At 74.3% G+C, this 11,668-nt stretch carries 13 protein-coding genes; 11 read left to right on the top strand and 2 right to left on the bottom strand.

Annotated features, from left to right (window positions below):
* Positions 1-70: 70 nt before the first annotated feature.
* A complete protein-coding gene (locus F593_RS0116275) occupies positions 71-616 on the bottom strand; it encodes a TetR/AcrR family transcriptional regulator (protein ID WP_022929813.1) in 546 nt (181 codons plus the stop codon).
* A gap of 93 nt (positions 617-709) precedes the next feature.
* On the opposite strand from F593_RS0116275, the gene F593_RS0116270 reads away from it, so the two are divergent.
* From F593_RS0116270 to F593_RS0116230, 9 genes are all read left to right on the top strand, one after another.
* On the top strand, positions 710-1,723 hold the full coding sequence (locus tag F593_RS0116270; RefSeq protein ID WP_022929812.1) for an NADP-dependent oxidoreductase: 1,014 nt from the start codon (positions 710-712) through the stop codon (positions 1,721-1,723).
* An 11-nt stretch (positions 1,724-1,734) separates the two neighbouring features.
* A complete protein-coding gene (locus F593_RS0116265; protein WP_022929811.1) occupies positions 1,735-2,121 on the top strand; it encodes a hypothetical protein in 387 nt (128 codons plus the stop codon).
* Between the two features lie 36 nt (positions 2,122-2,157).
* A complete protein-coding gene (locus tag F593_RS0116260) occupies positions 2,158-2,937 on the top strand; it encodes a DNA-formamidopyrimidine glycosylase family protein (RefSeq protein WP_022929810.1) in 780 nt (259 codons plus the stop codon).
* On the top strand, positions 2,934-3,785 hold the full coding sequence (locus tag F593_RS0116255; RefSeq protein WP_022929809.1) for a glycerophosphodiester phosphodiesterase: 852 nt from the start codon (positions 2,934-2,936) through the stop codon (positions 3,783-3,785). The genes F593_RS0116260 and F593_RS0116255 overlap by 4 nt, the downstream gene beginning before the upstream one ends.
* An 85-nt stretch (positions 3,786-3,870) precedes the next feature.
* Positions 3,871-4,422: an RNA polymerase sigma factor gene (locus F593_RS0116250; protein ID WP_245540818.1), complete on the top strand. Its 552-nt coding sequence runs from the start codon at positions 3,871-3,873 to the stop codon at positions 4,420-4,422.
* Positions 4,409-5,746: a DUF4349 domain-containing protein gene (locus tag F593_RS0116245; RefSeq protein WP_022929807.1), complete on the top strand. Its 1,338-nt coding sequence runs from the start codon at positions 4,409-4,411 to the stop codon at positions 5,744-5,746. Before F593_RS0116250 ends, F593_RS0116245 begins: the two co-directional genes overlap by 14 nt.
* 422 nt (positions 5,747-6,168) lie before the next feature.
* Positions 6,169-6,882: a Crp/Fnr family transcriptional regulator gene (locus F593_RS0116240; RefSeq protein WP_022929806.1), complete on the top strand. Its 714-nt coding sequence runs from the start codon at positions 6,169-6,171 to the stop codon at positions 6,880-6,882.
* Positions 6,882-7,481 (top strand): NUDIX hydrolase, encoded by a 600-nt coding sequence (locus tag F593_RS0116235; protein WP_022929805.1) that lies wholly within the window; start codon positions 6,882-6,884, stop codon positions 7,479-7,481. The genes F593_RS0116240 and F593_RS0116235 overlap by 1 nt, the downstream gene beginning before the upstream one ends.
* Before the next feature lie 12 nt (positions 7,482-7,493).
* Complete coding sequence (locus F593_RS0116230; RefSeq protein WP_022929804.1) at positions 7,494-7,892, top strand: ASCH domain-containing protein; 399 nt, start codon at positions 7,494-7,496, stop codon at positions 7,890-7,892.
* A 30-nt stretch (positions 7,893-7,922) separates the two neighbouring features.
* On the opposite strand, the gene F593_RS0116225 is transcribed toward F593_RS0116230, so the two are convergent.
* Positions 7,923-8,375, bottom strand: coding sequence for an Lrp/AsnC family transcriptional regulator (locus F593_RS0116225; RefSeq protein ID WP_022929803.1), 453 nt, complete (start codon positions 8,373-8,375; stop codon positions 7,923-7,925).
* A 79-nt stretch (positions 8,376-8,454) separates the two neighbouring features.
* Here F593_RS0116225 and F593_RS30630 point away from each other — a divergent pair, with 79 nt between their 5' ends.
* The gene (locus tag F593_RS30630; RefSeq protein WP_022929802.1) at positions 8,455-10,605 is read left to right on the top strand and encodes a DUF6421 family protein; all 2,151 of its coding nucleotides are present in this window, start codon (positions 8,455-8,457) and stop codon (positions 10,603-10,605) included.
* Positions 10,602-11,642 carry a threonine aldolase family protein gene (locus F593_RS26000; RefSeq protein WP_022929801.1) on the top strand — a complete coding sequence of 347 codons (1,041 nt, stop codon included), beginning with the start codon at positions 10,602-10,604 and terminating at the stop codon, positions 11,640-11,642. The genes F593_RS30630 and F593_RS26000 overlap by 4 nt, the downstream gene beginning before the upstream one ends.
* The last annotated feature ends 26 nt before the right edge of the window (positions 11,643-11,668 follow it).

Below are 11,668 nucleotides of genomic sequence, written 5' to 3'. Positions count from 1 at the left end.
GGTGCCTGTCCGTCCGGCGTGCACGGCTCCCGTCCGTTCGGCGCTCCGGGCCTCCGTCAGACCGTGCCGCTCAGTCCCTGAGGACCGCCCGGGTCAGCACGTCGAACAGGTGGTCCGCGCGCGCCGCCGTCGACGGCTGGTCGTGGAGCCAGGCCAGCGCCGCGATCAGCGCGAAGAGGTCGGTGCCGTCGACCTCGGGTCGCGCCACCCCCGCCTCCTGCGCCCGCACGAGGAGTCGCGCGCCCGCCGCGCGCAGCGTGACGCAGGAGTCGTGCAGGGCCGACTCGGGGTCCTCGATGGCGGCCATCATCGGTGTGGTGACCCCGCGGTACTCGTAGGTCCACCGAGTGCACTCGCGGAACCACGTGACGAGGGCGTCGCGCGGGCCGTCGGAGTCCGCGAGCTCGTCCGCCCGCTCCGCCACCGCCGCGAAGCCCTCGTGGAGCAGCGCCTCCAGCAGCGCCTCCCGCGTCGGGAAGTGGCGGTAGAGCGTGCCGAGCCCCACGCCCGCCTGGCGGGCGATGTCGCGCAGCGACGCGTCGGCGCCGTGCTCCAGGACGGCGGCGCGCGCGACGCCGAGCAGGTGGTCGTAGTTCTTCCGGGCGTCGGCTCGCATGGTCCCCGCTTGACAAATCGGAGCAGTGCTCCGTATATTCGGAGCACCGCTCCACAAGAGTACCCGACCCCGGGGCGGAAGAAGGGGAACACCATGCCGAACGGCACCATGAAGACGGTCCGCGTCCACGCGTTCGGGGGTCCCGACGAGTTGCGCCTCGACGAGGTCCCCGTCCCCCAGCCGGCCCCCGGCGAGGTCCTCGTGCGGGTCCACGCCGTCGGCCTCAATCCCCCCGACTGGTACCTGCGGGAGGGCATGCCGGGCGTGCCGCCCGAGCTGCTGCCGCCGCTCGACCTGCCGCTCGTCCTGGGCACCGACGTGTCGGGCGTGGTCTCCGCGGTGGGCGCCGACGTGGAGGGCTTCGCGACCGGCGACGAGGTCTTCGGCATGCTGCGGTTCCCCACGAGTCCCACGGGGAGCGCCTACGCCGAGTACGTCGCCGCGCCCGCCTCGGACCTCGCGCACAAGCCCGCGGGGATCGACCACGCGCGGGCAGCGGGCGCGTCGATGGCGGCGCTGACCGCCTGGCAGTACCTCATCGAGCTGGGCCACGATCACCCCTCGCCGTTCCAGGCCCACCGGCACGAGCCGGTGCCGATCGGCCCCGGGACGACCGTCCTGGTCAACGGTGCCGCGGGCGGCGTCGGCCACTTCGCGGTGCAGCTGGCGAAGTGGAAGGGCGCGCGCGTCATCGCCGTCGCCTCGGGCACCCACGAGGCGTTCCTGCGCGACCTCGGCGCCGACGAGTTCATCGACTACACGCAGGCGCGTCCCGAGGACGTCGCCCGCGACGTCGACCTGGTGCTCGACACGGTGGGCGGTCCCGACAGCCCGCGCCTCCTGCGGGTCCTGAAGCGCGGCGGGGCGTTGTTCCCCGTCTACCTGGCGGAATACGACCCCGAGGAGCTCGCGGCGCTCGGTGTCACGACCTCGGCCACGCAGGTGCGGGCGAGCGGCCGACAGCTCGAGGCGCTCGGGCGCCTGCTCGGGGACGGCACGCTCCGGGTCGCCATCGACAGCACGTACCGGCTGGCGGACGCACGCGCGGCGCACGAGCGGGCCGGCCGCGGGCACCTGCAGGGCAAGATCGTGCTCACGGTCGCCTGAGGAGGGGGACCGTGAGCATCCTGAAGGCGGTCGTGGAGCTGCTCCTCGACCCCGACGGGCCGTCGGTGGAGGCGGCCGCCGACCGGCACTTCGCGCCCGGCTTCCGCCAGCGGGTGAACGGGGCCTGGGTCGAACGGCGGGCGTTCCTCGCCGGCATGGCCGACCTCCGCGCGACGGTCGAGCGGGCCACGATCACCGTGCTGGACGAGCTGGTGGACGGCCGGCGGTACGCCGAGCGCCACCGCATCGACCTGGAGCTCCGCGACGGCGCGCGCGTCCGTCGCGAGGTGTTCGTCTTCGCCGAGCGGGACGCGGACGGCCGCTTCGTCCGGATCGAGGAGGCGAGCGTGGCGGCGGCGGGTGAGGAGGTCAGCGTGGCTGCGGGCGAGGACGCCTGACGCGGTACAGACGCGCCGCGCCCTAGCCTGGAGGGGATGCCCGAGGGGGACTCGATCCACCACGCCGCCGTGCGGCTGCGCCCCGTCCTGATGGGCGGTCCCCTCGAGCGGGTGCGTACCCCGAGCGAACGCACGCGCCCCAAGCGCTGGGACCGGCGGCTGGCCGGGCGCACCGTGGAGCGGATCGAGGCCCGCGGCAAGAACCTCCTGATCTTCCTGGACGGCGACCTGGCCCTCCACAGCCACCTGCGGATGACGGGCTCGTGGGCCGTGCGGACCGTCGGCGACACGTGGCCGCGCTCCGCCCACCGGGCGTGGCTCGTTCTCGGCCGCGGCGAGAAGGACGTCATCGAGTTCGACGGCCCGTTCCTCGAGCTGCGCACCCACCGCCAGGTCGCCACCGACCCGCGGCTGCGCGCGCTGGGGCCCGACATCTGCGTGCCCGAGCAGGTCGACGTGGAGAAGATCCTGCTGCGGTTCCGCCAGGACGACCCGACCCGCCCGGTCGGCGACGCGCTGCTCAACCAGCGCAGCGTCGCGGGGATCGGCAACGTGTGGAAGTGCGAGGCCTGCTGGGCGCAGAAGGTCGACCCGACGAAGACCCTCGGCGAGACGACGGACGAGGACCTCGTCGCGATGGTCGAGTGGACCGCCCCGCGGATCCAGCGCACGAGCCTCCTAGGCACCCACCTGCGGCCGAAGCAGGTCTACGGCAAGAAGGGCCGCCCCTGCCCGCGCTGTCACACCACGATCCGCCAGCGCGGGACGGGCGACGACAACCGGTCGACGTACTGGTGCCCGGGGTGCCAGCGGTGAGCGTGTTCGACGACGACGGCGGCGCGCCCGCCCCGGGGGACGGGCCGACGTCCGCGGCCGCGGACGTCGCCACGCTCCCGGAGGACGGCGGCACGGCCACTGCGCGGGAGACGCCCGTAACCGACCGCTGGCCCGGCACTGCCGCCCACGCGGAGGGCCGCACGCTGCGGTTCGGTCACATGGGCTGCCACGCGGTCGTCCCCGGGAACACGATCGCCAGCCTGGAGCGCGCGGCTGAGCTGGGCGTCGACGTCGTGGAGTTCGACGTCCTCCCCGACCGTCGCGGGGTGCTACGCCTGGCCCACGACCCCGGCGACCTGGCCGCGCGCCCGGACGCCGCGACCTACACCGAGGCGCTGGACCGGCTGCGGGAGCCGGACCTGGCGCACCTGGGGATCAACGTCGACGCGAAGATGCCCGGCCACGAGCACCAGATGACGCGCGGGGTGCGGGAGCGCGGCATGGCCGACCGCGTGCTGGTGTCCGCTATGGAGCCCGCCACGCTGCGGTCCCTGCGCCGGATCGCGCCCGAGGTCCGCCTGGGCCGCTCGATCCCCCGCGTCTACCGCGACTGGTACTCCAACCCGTGGACCCGCGCCCCGACCGTCGGCATGATCCTGGCGGCGCGCCGCTACCTGCCGCCCGTCGTGATCCGTGAGCTGCGCGCGGGCCGGATCGACGCGGTGATGGCCCACTGGTCGTTGGTCACCCCGACGTTCGCCCGCCGCATCCTCGCCCACGGCGAGCTCTACGTCTGGACCGTCGACGACGCCGACCGCGCCTCGGCGCTGGCCGCGATGGGCGTCACGGGCGTCACCTCGAACGACCCGCGGCTGCTGCGCTGGTAGCCGGCTAGAACGGCCTGCGGGTGCCCCGCCCGCGGCGGACCCCACGGATTCCGTGACGGGTCCGGACCCCGCCCGTAGTGTCCCCATGAGCGAGACAGCGACAGCCGCGCTGCCCCACGCCATGCCGCGCTCCGCACCACTCGACGTCGAGGCGCTCTGGCGCTCCTGCGCCGACGACCTCTTCGCCTACGCCTGCACCGTCCTGCGGGATCCGGCGGCGGCGGAGGAGGTCGTGGCGGTGACGTTCGAGCGGGCGCTGCGGCGGCAGGGGCGGTTCCGGCCCGGACGCGGCGAACCCCGGGCGTGGCTGTTCGGGATCGCCCGCAACGCCGCCGTCGACGAGCTGCGCCGCCGCAAGAAGGGCGCCGAGCTCACCCACGACCCCGTGGACGACGCCGTCCCCGACCCCGCCGACGAGCTCGCGCGGCGCGACGAGGACTCCCGCCGCCGCGCGGCCGTCGCCCGCGCCATCGAGGCCCTTCCCGGCGCGGAGCGCGAGCTCGTCGCGCTCAAGTTCCACTCCGGCCTGTCCAACGCGGAGATCGCCGCCGTGCTCGGCATCTCCACCACGAACGCGGGCAGCAGGCTGCACCGCGTCCTCACCCACCTCCGGGAGGTGTGCCGTGCTGCGGTCTGACCGTCGACTCGACCCCGCGATCCAGGACGAGCTGGACGCCCTCGACGCCGCGCTGCGGGGGGAGACGTCCGCCGAGCAGCCGGCCCCGGCCGAGGCAGACCGCGCTGGTCACGAGGGCGACACCCGCCACACCGACGGCCTCGGCGCTGCCCCCGGGTCGCTCGCCACGCTCGTCTCCGACGTCCGCGCCACGCGTCCGGCGCTCGACGCCGAGGCCCGCGCCCGGCTCGACGAGCGCGCGGCGGAGACCCGGGCCGCCCAGCGCGCTCCGCGCCGTGAGCCGGTCGCCCCACGGGCCGCGCGTCGGCGCCGCGTCGCGCTGGGCCTCGCCGCGGCCGTGGCGGTGGCGATCCCCGTGGGCGGCGTCGCCACCGACGGCTGGTTCACGGGCGACGACGGGGCTACGTACATCGAGGACCTGAGCTCCGGTGGCGAGCTGGAACGGGAGACCGAGGCGGACCAGGCGTCGGGGGCGACCACGAAGCTCGACCAGCAGTCCGGCGAAGGGGACGGGCCGGCGCCGACCGCGGCCGAATCGCCGCGGCCGGCGTCCGGCGCGTCGACCGCCACCGGCACGGCGAGCGCGGCGCCGTCGAGGTCGGCCGGGACCCCGCCCGATCTCTCCGCCGATCGCCGCGTGATCCGGAACGTGCGGCAGACCGTCCGCGTGGCGCCCGACGGCGTCGCTCGCGCGGCCGCCCGCGTCTCGACGGTGGCCGAGGACGCCGGCGGCTACCTCGCCTCGTCCTCCGTCCGCGAGCGCGGCGACCGGGCCGGCGGGAGCTTCGACGTGGTCGTCCCCGTCGGGCGGCTCGACGCGACGGTCGCGGCGCTCGGGCGGATCGGCCGGCCCGTGCGGCTGTCGCGGTCCTCGACCGACGTGACGGAGCAGGCCGCCTCGCTGCAGGACCGCCTGGACGACGAACGGGCCGACCGCGCCGCGCTGCGGCTGCAGCTCGCCCGGACCGTCGACGCGGACCGGCGCGCCGCCCGCCGCCGGGAGCTGCGGCTGCGCTCCTCGCGCATCGCCGGGCTCGAGGCCGAGCGCGACGCGCTGCGCGGACGCACCGCCACCGCGCGGATCGCTCTGCGGCTGACGACCCAGGAGGACTCCGCCGCGGCCCCGCCGCCGAAGGTCGACGACGGGCGGTGGGGGCTGGGCGACGCGTGGCGCGACGCCGGGCGGGTCGTCGAGGTCGGTGCGGGCGTGGCCCTGGTGGGCGCGGTCGTGCTGCTGCCGGTCGCCCTGCTGCTGGGCGGGGGAGTCGTCCTGCGCCGGCGGGCCGCCGCGGCCGGTCGCGACCGGGTCATCGGCAGGGCCTGACGGTCTGCGTCGCACCCTGGCCGACCAGGGGCGCGGGTGCGACGGGCGCCGGTCGACGGCGGCTGCGGTCGGAACGCTGGCGCGGGTCGACGGCGGCTGCGGTCGGAACGCTGGCGCGGGTGGACGGCTGGCGCGGGTGGAACGCTGCGTGGGTGGGACGGCTGGCGCGGTGAGGCGGATCACCGCCGCATGGCGGTCCGAATCCGCCTCACCGTGCCGCGTTCCCACCCGTGCTCGCCGGTCGAGGCGGATCGGCGTCGCCGGGCGACGGGAATCCGCCTCGATCCCCGCGCCGCGTGTCTGAACGGCCCGCTCCGCGTGCCGCGATCGCCGTTCGAGCGCCCTCCGCTGGCCCCTCACGCGTGCCGTCGGCCGGGACGGATTCCACCCGACCGACCGGCACGTGTGGTATTCCCATAGGTGTGGGCGCCGCCGAGCAACAGGTCAACGACATCGATCCGACGCTCGAGCTTCTCGGCCGCGTGCCGGTCTTCGAGGCCCTCGCGCCGGAGGATCTCCAGCGCGTGGCAGAGGTCGCCGTGCCGCGGCGCTTCTCGCCGCAGCAGGTGATCTTCCGCGAGGGCGACAAGTCGGACACGTGCTACATCGTCAAGGAGGGGCACTGCCGCGCAGTGCGCCACCACGCTGACGGGCGGGCGATCACCCTGGCCCACTTCGGCGTCGGCGACATCTTCGGCGAGCTGGCGATGTTCGACACGGACCGCCGCTCCGCCACCGTCGAGGCGCTCGACCGCGTCCAGGCCCTCGCGATCCTCGCCGGCGACATGCGCCGCCTGATGCGCGAGCACCCGGACATCTCGGCGAAGCTCGTCGTCGCGCTCGGCCGTCGGCTGCGCGAGGCCAACGAGCGCCTCTCCCGCCAGTCCTTCCAGACCGTGCAGTCCCGCGTGGCGGGCGTCATGGCCCGGCTCGTCGAGCAGGCGCGCGACGAGGGCAACGACGCGGACGAGGTCGAGATCCGCATCACGCAGGCCGACATCGCGCAGCTCGCCGGCAGCTCGCGCGAGTCCGCCAGCCGCTTCCTGGCCGTGCTCGAGCGGGCCGGGGTCCTCAAGCAGGGACGCGGCCGCATCCTCGTGCACGATCCGGCGGCGCTGGACCGCTACGTGTACTGATGGCGGGGCGACAACGGGGACGCCGCTCCGGCCGCCCCGCCAAGGATCCCGCCGCCGGCGCCGAGAACGCGCCGTCGTCCGACACCTCCGACGCCGCGGGCACCCCCGCGGGCGGCGCGTCGCGGTCCTCCCGTCGCCGTCGTCGGGGCCGCCGCGGCGGACGCGGTGGTGGGGCGACCCCGGCGGAGAAGGAGTTCTCGTCCGGCGGCGTCGTCGTCCGCGACGGCTCCTGCCTGGTGATCAACCCCGTCCGTCCGGACGGCCGCACGATCGCGACCCTGCCGAAGGGGCACCCCGAGGAGGGGGAGGACCCGCCGACCGCCGCGATCCGCGAGATCTGGGAGGAGACGCAGGTCACCGCGTCGATCACCGCCCGGCTCGGCGAGGTCGTCTACTGGTACCAGCGGGAGGGCAAGCGGATCCGCAAGACCGTCCGGATGTACCTGTGCGACCACGTCTCGGGCGAGCCGGTCGCCGACGGGTTCGAGGTCACGCGGGCCTACTGGATGCCGCTGGAGCAGGCCGCGAAGGAGCTCGCATTCCCTGGCGATCGCAAGATGGTGGCCGAGGCGATGGCCCGCAGGCCCGAGGCCCGTTAGGGTTCAGCGCCGATGCAGGTCCTGAACTTCTACTCGCGCATCTTCGCCGACCAGCTGAAGCGGGGCCGCAAGACGGCCACGATCCGGCTGGGCGACAAGAGCCACAAGTACCGCAAGAACCAGGCGGTGCTCGTGACGATCGGGTACCAGTTCTCGCCACGGGAGAAGATCTTCGACGCCGTCATCGACGCCGTCGAGGTCAAGCGCGTCCGCGACCTCTCGCCGCGCGACATCGAGCACGACAACCCCGAGTTCCGTCGCCACGACGAGCTCATCCACTTCCTCGAGCAGATCTACGGCCGCACCGTGACGCAGGACGACATCGTCACCGTCGTGCGGTTCTCGCAGATCATCTCGAGCCCGCCCGGCTTCGCCGACGCCCGCCTGGGCATCGGCGGGGCGCAGAACTAGCGGGCACGTCACTCGGAGCGCTGGCCGGGTCTAGTCCTCCGGCCTCCCCGCCTCGCCCGGGCCGACGAGGCGGGAGAGGACGACCTGGGAGCGGGTGCGGACGACCGCGCCGTCGCGCTGCAGATCGCGGATCAGGCGCTCGAGGTCCGCGTTGTCGCGGGTGCGGACGCGGGCGATCGCGTCGGGCTCGCCCGTGACGCTCCACGCCTCGACGACCTCGGGGCGGACCCGCAGCGAGGCCGCGACCTCGTCGAGCTGCACTGCCGGGCCGTAGAACAGCTCGATCAGCGCCTCCGTCTCGTAGCCGAGGGCGCCGTGGTCGATGACGGCGGTGAAGCCCTTGAGCACGCCCGAGGCGCGCAGGCGGTCGATGCGGCGCTTGGCGGACGGGGCGCTCATGGAGACCCTCGCGGCGACGTCGTCGTACGTGCGTCGGCCGTCCTCGAGCAGCAACGCAAGAATCTGTCGGTCGACGTCGTCCATGCGTTCGATTCTGGCACGGATTCGACGCAAAGCGGCATCGACAGCGCACGGGTGTGGCCCGTAGCCTTGTTCCATCGCCATGCGCCTCGAACTCTCTCCCGTGCCCACCCGACGACCGCTCGCCCGCGTGCTGTTCGACGAGGCGCACGGCGAGGCCTGGACGATCAGGCCCGACGTCGCGCGCGTCATGCAGCCGTCGCACCCCGAGGACTCCTCCTACGCGCAGGCCGCCGAGCGGCTGCGGAGCTGGGACATGGACGTCCAGGCCCACACCGAGGGGACCCTCACCCCCGAGGTGCTGGAAGGCGTCGACGTGCTCGTGATCGCGCATCCGTCGGATCCGCGGTGGGAGCGGACCGTTCCCGGGGGCGGTCCGCTCCTCGCCCGCGAGGAGCTCGACGCGATCGACGCGTGGGTCCGCGCCGGCGGCGGCCTCATCGTCCTGGGCGAGGAGGAGCAGGAGAAGTACGGCAACAACCTGCAGGAGCTCGTGGGCCGCTACGGCGTCGCCATCAACAACGACGTCGTCTCGGACTACCAGCAGCACCGCGACGCCCCGCACTGGATCCTGGCCGACCTGCCGCCCGCCCGCATCGGCGGCGTCGACCTGCTCTCCGGTGTCGACTCCGCGTGCTTCTACCGCGCCGCCACGCTCGAGCTCTCCGGCGACGCCCGCGCGATCGCCCGCACCTCGTCCTCCGCCTCGACCCCGAACGCCCCGCTCGCCGCGGTCGTCGAGGTCGGCGCGGGCCGCGTCGTCGTCCTGGGCGACTCCGACCTCTTCGGCGACGACTGCCTGGAGCACGAGTCGCACGAGGCGCTCTGGCGCGACCTCGTCCTGTGGTCCGCCGCCGGCGGCCTGGCGCACGAGGAGGCCCCCGCGCCCTCCGCCGCCTACGACGACCCGGCGTGGGCGCAGCTCGTCGACGCGGTCGAGGAGCTCCGGGCGCACCAGCTGCCCAACGGCGCGCTGGCCGAGGACGACGCCGACGGCCGCGCGGCCGCCGAGCGCCTCGTGCCCGTGATGACCGGCGCCATCGAGGCGCTGGCCCAGCACCTGCCGCACCAGGAGGCGTACCTCGTCGCCGTGCGGTCCGACCTCGAGCGCTGGGTCCAGGACGGCTTCGGCGTCCCGGACTTCGGTCCCTCGCTGGAGGTCTTCCGTCCGGACCTCGAGCGTCGCGACGGCGTCGAGCACCTCGTCGTCTTCCCGATGTACAAGCAGAACGGCTCGCGCGACACGGCCTTCGAGGCCCTGCTCGTCCGCGTGCCGTGGCCGGACTGGCTCGCGCACCTCGAGGGCGAGCGCTACGACAACGAGAAGTTCGTCCCGGTCACGTTCGTCGACCACACCTCGGGCTACGACTCCGAGTGCGCCGTGCTCTTCCCCGAGACGGTCTCCGTCGCCGAGAAGGCCGCCAACCACTTCGGCGGGATCTTCTGCGACCGCGAGGCCGAGCGCTTCCGCCGCACGGTGACCGGTGCCGCGGACATCCTGCGCCTGGACCTGCCGCCGGACGTCGCCGCCCTGTGCGCCAACCAGCGCGCCGCGCAGGACGCCTACCTGCTGTGGGACCTCGTGCACGACCGCGCGCACTCCCACGGCGACCTGCCGTTCGACCCCTTCATGATCCGCCAGCGGATGCCGTACTGGATGTACGCGCTGGAGGAGCTCCGTTGCGACCTGACGGCGTTCGGTGAGGCCGTGCGCCTGGAGGGCGAGGGCGTCGCCGTCGCCCGTGACGCGCAGTACGCGATCCTGCTCGACCGCCTGTTCCGCTTCCCGGTCACCGGCACGCGCAACCGCAACTACGACGGCCTCGGCGGCCAGCTGCTGTTCGCCTACCTGCACCGCACGGGGCGCCTGCACTGGACGGACAACCGCCTGTCCATCGAGTGGGACAACGTCGCCGAGGGCGTGCTCGAGCTGCGTACGCTGGTGGAGAACCTCTACCGCGACGGCATCGACCGCACGAAGCTCGGCCACTGGAAGGCCGCGCACGAGCTCGTCGCCACCTACGTGCCGCCGGCGTCCGGCTCCGTCTGGGCCGAGCAGCCGCTCGCCGAGGTCCCGGACCCGCGCATCCACGTCGACCAGGTGCTCGAGGACGAGTTCCCGCTGTCGATCTTCTACAGCTCGCTGCGCGTGAAGATGCAGCCGGTGCTGGAGCGCCCCGCGCGGGCCCGTCGCGGCGCGTCCGCGGCCGAGCCTGCCACGCTGGTCGCATGAAGGGCTTCGCCTCCGACAACTACGCCGGCGTCCATCCCGAGGTGCTGACGGCGATCGCGGAGGCGAACGTCGACCACGCCGTCGCCTACGGCGAGGACGACTGGACCGCCCGGGCCGAGGGGCTGTTCCGCGACCACTTCGGTCCGACGGCGCGCACCTGGCTCGTGTTCAACGGCACGGGCGCCAACGTGCTCGCGTACCGGGCGCTCTGCCGCGGGTGGGAGGGCGTCATCTGCGCCGAGACCGCCCACGTCAACGTCGACGAGGGCGGTGCGCCCGAGGCGATGGCCGGCGTGAAGCTCCTGACGGTCCCGACGTCGGACGGCAAGCTCACGCCCGAGCTCGTCGACCTGCGGCTGGACCGCGTGGGCGACGAGCACGCCGTGCAGCCGCGCGTCGTGTCCGTCACCCAGAGCACCGAGCTCGGCACCCGCTACACGCCGGACGAGCTACGGGCGCTGGCCGACCACGCCCACGCGCACGGGCTGCTCCTGCACGTCGACGGCTCCCGGCTGGCCAACGCGGCCGCCGGGCTGGGCGTGTCGCTCGCCGCCACCACCACGGACGTCGGCGTCGACGCGGTCTCGTTCGGCGGCACGAAGAACGGGCTGCTCGGCGGCGAGGCACTCGTCCTGCTCACGGACGGCATCGGCGAGGGCACCGCGTTCCTGCGCAAGCAGCACATGCAGCTCGCGTCGAAGGGCCGGTTCATCGCAGCGCAGTTCGTCGCGCTCCTGGAGGGCGACCTCTGGCGCCGCAGCGCCGCGCACGCCAACGCGATGGCCACCCGCCTGGGCGAGCGCGTGGCAGCCATCGACGGCGTGACGCTGACGCAGGAGATCCAGGCCAACGCGGTCTTCGCCCTCCTGCCCGCGGGCGTCGCCGACGCCGTCCGCGAGGAGTTCCGCTTCTACACGTGGAACGAGGCGACGGGCGAGGTCCGCTGGATGTGCGCCTTCGACACGACCGAGGACGAGGTCGACGCCTTCGCCGCCGCCGTCGAGGCTGCCTGCGCGCGGGTGCCCGCCGCGCGCTGAAGGACCGCCCCGGCGCGCTAGCGTCG

This window comes from Patulibacter americanus DSM 16676 (genome assembly GCF_000420025.1).
Lineage (GTDB): Bacteria > Actinomycetota > Thermoleophilia > Solirubrobacterales > Solirubrobacteraceae > Patulibacter > Patulibacter americanus.
This window is presented reverse-complemented; position numbering and strand designations above follow the sequence as displayed.

Excerpts from the sequence above, each read along its gene's own strand:
- F593_RS0116275 (WP_022929813.1), bottom strand. The coding sequence starts at position 616 with ATGCGAGCCGACGCCCGGAAGAACTACGACCACCTGCTCGGCGTCGCG.
- F593_RS0116270 (WP_022929812.1), top strand. The coding sequence starts at position 710 with ATGCCGAACGGCACCATGAAGACGGTCCGCGTCCACGCGTTCGGGGGT.
- F593_RS0116260 (WP_022929810.1), top strand. The coding sequence starts at position 2,158 with ATGCCCGAGGGGGACTCGATCCACCACGCCGCCGTGCGGCTGCGCCCC.
- F593_RS0116250 (WP_245540818.1), top strand. The coding sequence starts at position 3,871 with ATGAGCGAGACAGCGACAGCCGCGCTGCCCCACGCCATGCCGCGCTCC.
- F593_RS0116235 (WP_022929805.1), top strand. The coding sequence starts at position 6,882 with ATGGCGGGGCGACAACGGGGACGCCGCTCCGGCCGCCCCGCCAAGGAT.
- F593_RS0116230 (WP_022929804.1), top strand. The coding sequence starts at position 7,494 with ATGCAGGTCCTGAACTTCTACTCGCGCATCTTCGCCGACCAGCTGAAG.
- F593_RS0116225 (WP_022929803.1), bottom strand. The coding sequence starts at position 8,375 with ATGGACGACGTCGACCGACAGATTCTTGCGTTGCTGCTCGAGGACGGC.
- F593_RS30630 (WP_022929802.1), top strand. The coding sequence starts at position 8,455 with ATGCGCCTCGAACTCTCTCCCGTGCCCACCCGACGACCGCTCGCCCGC.
- F593_RS26000 (WP_022929801.1), top strand. The coding sequence starts at position 10,602 with ATGAAGGGCTTCGCCTCCGACAACTACGCCGGCGTCCATCCCGAGGTG.